Annotated in this window: 7 protein-coding genes; 5 read left to right on the top strand and 2 right to left on the bottom strand. The window is 70.6% G+C overall.

The genetic code is table 11. The features are described from left to right. The coding region (locus tag AC1DY2_RS14975; RefSeq protein ID WP_476763150.1) for a hypothetical protein at positions 1 to 369 on the top strand (369 nt) is incomplete at its 5' end. A 42-nt stretch (positions 370 to 411) separates the two neighbouring features. On the opposite strand, the gene AC1DY2_RS14970 is transcribed toward AC1DY2_RS14975, so the two are convergent. Together AC1DY2_RS14970 and AC1DY2_RS14965 are read right to left on the bottom strand one after the other, a co-directional pair. Beyond that, positions 412 to 1,077 carry an SDR family NAD(P)-dependent oxidoreductase gene (locus tag AC1DY2_RS14970; RefSeq protein ID WP_476763149.1) on the bottom strand — a complete coding sequence of 222 codons (666 nt, stop codon included), beginning with the start codon at positions 1,075 to 1,077 and terminating at the stop codon, positions 412 to 414. Positions 1,078 to 1,079: 2 nt separating this feature from the next. Beyond that, on the bottom strand, positions 1,080 to 2,534 hold the full coding sequence (locus tag AC1DY2_RS14965; protein WP_476763148.1) for a DUF6421 family protein: 1,455 nt from the start codon (positions 2,532 to 2,534) through the stop codon (positions 1,080 to 1,082). A 355-nt stretch (positions 2,535 to 2,889) separates the two neighbouring features. Here AC1DY2_RS14965 and AC1DY2_RS14960 point away from each other — a divergent pair, with 355 nt between their 5' ends. From AC1DY2_RS14960 to AC1DY2_RS14945, 4 genes are all read left to right on the top strand, one after another. Beyond that, positions 2,890 to 3,285 carry a hypothetical protein gene (locus tag AC1DY2_RS14960; protein WP_476763147.1) on the top strand — a complete coding sequence of 132 codons (396 nt, stop codon included), beginning with the start codon at positions 2,890 to 2,892 and terminating at the stop codon, positions 3,283 to 3,285. Positions 3,286 to 3,398: 113 nt separating this feature from the next. After that, the gene (locus tag AC1DY2_RS14955) at positions 3,399 to 4,184 is read left to right on the top strand and encodes a DNA alkylation repair protein (RefSeq protein ID WP_476763146.1); all 786 of its coding nucleotides are present in this window, start codon (positions 3,399 to 3,401) and stop codon (positions 4,182 to 4,184) included. Between the two features lie 122 nt (positions 4,185 to 4,306). Further along, positions 4,307 to 4,615, top strand: a complete 309-nt coding sequence (locus tag AC1DY2_RS14950; RefSeq protein WP_476763145.1) for a DUF4190 domain-containing protein — start codon at positions 4,307 to 4,309, stop codon at positions 4,613 to 4,615. A gap of 155 nt (positions 4,616 to 4,770) precedes the next feature. Then, on the top strand, positions 4,771 to 5,025 hold the full coding sequence (locus tag AC1DY2_RS14945; protein ID WP_476763144.1) for a DUF4190 domain-containing protein: 255 nt from the start codon (positions 4,771 to 4,773) through the stop codon (positions 5,023 to 5,025). Positions 5,026 to 5,158 lie beyond the last annotated feature (133 nt).

Below are 5,158 nucleotides of genomic sequence, written 5' to 3'. Positions count from 1 at the left end.
CGGTCGCCCTCACCCGACCTGCGCCCGCCGCTCACCGGGCAGCCCGAGGCGCCCGGCGGCCCGGCACCCGCCCCGACCCCGGGCGCCGCCCAGCCGACCGACGCCGAGAAGCAGACGTGGCTGGCCTTCCAGCAGATCGTCCGCGACTGCATGGCCGACGCCGGGCAGGAGTACCTCGAGTGGGAGTGGTGGAACCCCGCGCCCGACGCCTCCAACCGCTTCCCGGCGATGCCCGCAGACCTCAACCCCGAGGAGTACGCCGCGTGGGAACTCGCCCTCGACGGCGAGGCGGGCACGGGTGACGATTACCGCTGGGAGGAAGCCGGCTGCTGGGGCTACGCGGTGCACGCCACCGGCGGCACGAACTGAGGGCACGCACGAGGGCCGAGGCGGCAGGCGCGGCGCCGGCGGTCAGGCCCGCGCGACGAGCTCCGTCACCGAGCCGTTGAGCGTCGCGGCATCCGCGTCCGCGTCCCAGAGGGCGACCACCGCGTCGGCGAGCACGTCTTCGAGCCCCGCGAGCGAGCGCACGCGGAACGTCACGGCCGCGGCCGCGGCATCGGGTGACTTCGCGAACCCCTGGCCGAGGGCCTGCATCCACGACTCGCTCGCCGCCTTGACCGACGTGTAGTTGGCGCTGCCCGCCGAGGGCGCGGCGACCGTCGTCGACGAGACGATGGCGATGCGGCCGGCCGGCGAACCCACGAGATCGGTCCAGAACGCGCGGCTCACGTACCGGAGCGCGGTGAACGACCGCTCGAGCACGCGGTAGTCCTCCTCGGACTGCCCGAGGATGCCGCCGCCACCGCGCCAGCCCCCGACGAGGTGCACGACGCCGTCGAGGTCCCCGACCCGCGCGTGCACGCGCATCGCGAGCTCGAGCACGTCGTCGCCGTCGGTGAGGTCGGCGAGCTCGCCCACCACCCCCGGAACCTCGGCGACGAGGGCGTCGAGGCGGCCCTGGTCGCTGCCCACGACCACCACGCGGGCGCCCGCGTCGACGAGCGCGCGGGCGACCGCCTGGCCGGACGCGCTCGTCGCACCCGCGATGAGCACCGTCCGGCCGGCGACCGACATGGTCAGCGCTCCGAGGTCGCGGTGATGCCCACCGTCGACTCGATGACCGGCTTCATCTTCTTGTCGAGCGCCTCGTAGAACATCGACAGCGGGAACTCGTCGTCCATCACGAGGTCGGTGTAGCCCTTCGGCGCACCCGCGAGCACCTCGCGCGGCAGGCCCTGCGCCCACACCGAGGCGGGATTGGGCGTCACGACGCTCGTCACCAGCCCGTAGGCCGCGAGCCAATGCGCGGTCTTCGGGCGATCGATCGACTTCCAGTAGAGCTCGTCGATCGCGTCGCCGAGCTCCACCACGGCGTCGGGCACGGCGTCCCAGTCGAAGCTCAGCGAGACATCCGTCCACTCCAGCACGTGCTTCTGGTGGAGCCACGCGAACAGCAGCTGGCCGCCGAGCCCGTCGTAGTTGCGCACCCGCGAGCCCGTGATCGCGAACCGGAAGATCCGGTCGAAGATCACCGCGTACTGCACGAGCTTGGCCTGCTCGAGCAGCTGCGACTCGACCGCGGTCAGGTATTCGTCGGCATCCGCTCGCTTGCGCAGCTGCCGCTCGATCTTCACGGACTCGCGGAACGCGGTGAGGTCGCACCGCAGCTCCTCGAGCGAGTAGAGGAAGAACGGCATGCGCTGCTTGATCATGAACGGGTCGAACGGCAGGTCGCCGCGCATATGCGTGCGGTCGTGGATGATGTCCCACATCACGAACGTGCGCTCGGCGAGCTCCTGGTCGTCGAGCAGCGCCGCCGCGTCGGCGGGCAGCTCGAGCTTCGTGATCTCGGATGCCGCACGCACGACCCTGCGGTAGCGCGCCGCCTCGCGGTCCTGGAAGATCGCGCCCCACGTGAAGGGCGGGATCTCGCGCATGGCGACCGTCTCGGGGAACAGCACCGCGGAGTTCGTGTCGTACCCGGGCGTGAAGTCGACGAGCCGCAGGCTCACGAACAGCTTGTTCGAGTAGTCGCCGGCCTCGAGGGCGGCGATGAACTCGGGCCAGATCGTCTCGACGACGAGCGCCTCGACGTGCCGGTCGGGTGAGCCGTTCTGGGTCACCATGGGGAACACCACGAGGTGGCGGATGCCGTCGATGCGGTGCTTCTGCGGCTGGAACTCCACGAGCGAGTCGAGGAAGTCGGGCACGCCGAAGCCCTCGGCCTGCCACCGGCGGAAGTCGGCGACGGATGCCGCGAGGTAGGCGGCCTCGTGTGGGAACCGCGGCGCGAGCGCCTCGATCGACTCGACGATCGCGTCGACGAGGGCGGATGCCTCGGGCCGGTCGGCCTCCTCGGGCACCGAGCCGTCCTTCACCTGGAGGGACTGCAGCCGCGTGGCCGACTCCTTGAGTCGCAGCCAGGCCGGGTCGGTCTCGACGCCGAGCGCGAGCGCGATGGCGGCGGCGGAGACCTCGTCCTCGAGGACCTCGGGTTCGCCGATGATGGCGTCGATCGTGATGTTCGACATGTGAACCTCCGTTCCCGGGCGTGGTCGCGAGTGCGATGCGATGGCGGCCGATCGGCCGCCCACTCAAGGCTAGACGCAGCCTTCTCGCGATGTGTTGCGGGCCCGCGCCGCTTTCGTGCGTGGACGCAAGATTTCGCGGAGGTCTTCGCCGCGTCGCGCAGGAGCGTGCCATCGCGCTTCCCTCAGGGCTCGCGTCGTCCATTCGGAGCCGGTTGACCCGCCATGCACTGAGCAATGCTCAGGAATATTCGGAGGCGGGTGCGGGTGCACGCCCGGATTCGGCCGGTGCCGGGGATTCGTAGCTTCAGATCACCCCCGAATGGGTGGTAACCCGAAACCCGAAAGGAACGAAGCCATGCGCACACGCACGGCGGCCCCGGTGCTCATCGTCGCCGCATCACTGATGGTTCTCACGAGCGGCTCCGCAGGCATGGCCGCACCGGGCGGCCAGGTCCGCGACGACCTCCGCCCCGCCCAGGCGGCCGCGATCGCACTCGCCCGAGGCCACGTGGTCGAGCGCGGCGACCTCGCCGTCTCCCCGGTCGTCGCCGACCGGATCGAGCGGGCGATCGAGCAGGGCATGCAGTCCGACGCCGCACGGGCGTTCTCCGCCGACGCACGGCGGGAGCTGCACTCGCAGCCCCAGGCCGGCGTCACGCCCGGCTTCTCGGACGACGCACGCCGGGAACTGCATTCGCAGCCCGTCGCCGTCGACGACGACCTCTCGCCGCTGCACGACGGCACCGAATGAGCGCGCGATCCCTGCGCCCCCGGCGGGTGCGAGGCCGAACATGGCCCCGCACCCGCCTCGTCGTCCCCTCGCGGGCCTCGCGGGCCGGCGGGGCCCGCGTCTAGAGTGCCCTCGTGCACGACGACGCTCCCCGGCCCACTGACACGGCGCCCACCGACACGGCGCTCACCGCCGCGGCGCTCGCCGCCGCCATCGATGCGGCAGGCGATCCCGACGACGCCGCCTTCCTGCAGCGCTTCTTCAAGACCGGTTCGGGTCACTACGGCGAGGGCGATGTCTTCGTCGGCGTCCGAGTGCCGGCCACCCGGGCGATCGTGAAGCGATTCGAGCGGATGCCGCTCGCCGAGGCCGTCGCGCTCCTCGCGAGTCCGGTGCACGAGCACCGGCTCGCCGCACTGCTCGTCATGGTGCGGCAGGCCGAGGTCGCCCGCCGCCCGCGCACCCGCGACGACGCGGGCCGACTCGCGCTCCATCGTGCGTACCTCGACGCCGTCCGCGACGGGCGGGTGAACAACTGGGGCCTCGTCGACAGCACAGCCGAGGTGCTCGTGGGCGAGATGGTCAGGGACGGGATCGGCGACGCGTCGCTCCTCGACCGGCTCGCGGCATCCGCTTCGCTGTGGGAGCGCCGGGTCGCGGTGATCGCGACGTTCGCCGACATCAGGGCGGGCGATGCCGGACCGACCCTGCGACTCGCGGCGGGCCTGCTCGACGACCGGGAGGACCTCATCCAGAAGGCGGTCGGCTGGATGCTGCGCGAGGTCGGCAAGCGCGTCGACCGAGACCTGCTCACCGGATTCCTCGACGAACACGCGCCGCGGATGCCGCGCACGATGCTCTCCTACGCGACCGAGCACCTGACCCCTGCGGAACGAGCCGCGTACCGCGCGATGCGATGACGGGACGGGATGCGAGTGACGCCGCATGACGAGGCGCCCGTTCTGGGTCGTTGACGCGGTCGCCTCGCTGCTGCCAGTATGCGGAAGGCCATTCGTCCACCAAGATCACGAGGAACGCTCACATGACTGACTCCGCACCCGCACCCGCACCCGCTCCCGTTCCCCCTCAGCCGACGGCCGCTCCGGCCCAGGGTGAGAAGTGGAACATCCTGTCCATCATCGCCTTCATCATCGTCTTCTTCGGCTTCAGCGTGATCTCGATCATCCTGGGCTTCATCGGCCTCAACCAGATCAAGAAGACCGGCGAGCGGGGTCGTGGGCTCGCCATCTGGGCGATCGTCCTGGGCTTCGTGTCGATCGTGATCGGCATCATCTTCTGGATCGTCTTCGTCGCGGTGATCGCGGCGAACCCCAACGTCACGGTCAACTAGACGACGCACGAACGGGAGCCCCGGCCGCCGCATGGCGACCGGGGCTCCGTCGTGCGCCCCGGGTCGTTGACACCCGTACGGCGTGCTGTCACGATGCAGTTCTGCGATCGCCATCCACCAGTGAGGACCTCATGTCCGATTACGCTCCGCCTCCAGTGCCCGACCGGCAGCAACCCGCCACCTCCTCCGACAAGTGGAACGTCCTCTCGATCGTCGCCTTCGTGATCTCCCTCCTGGGGTTCAACATCATCGCGGTCATCCTCGGCTTCATCGGCCTCAACCAGGCCAAGAAGCGAGGTGAGCGGGGCACCGGATTCGCCAACGCCGCGATCATCATCGGCCTGGTCTCGATCATCCTGGGGTTCATCTTCGGCTTCTTCTTCCTCTCGGGCGTGCTGGCGAACGCCTAGCCCACACGCACGGAAGGCCCCGTCCCGCTCGATCGAGCGGCACGGGGCCTTCGCCTGTGAGCGGATGCCGCCGGCTCAGCGCACGGATGCCGCCACGGCGGCCGGTTCGACCGCGGCCGGCTCGCCCGCGACC

This window comes from Agromyces sp. P1_H4 (assembly GCF_056405255.1).
This window is presented reverse-complemented; position numbering and strand designations above follow the sequence as displayed.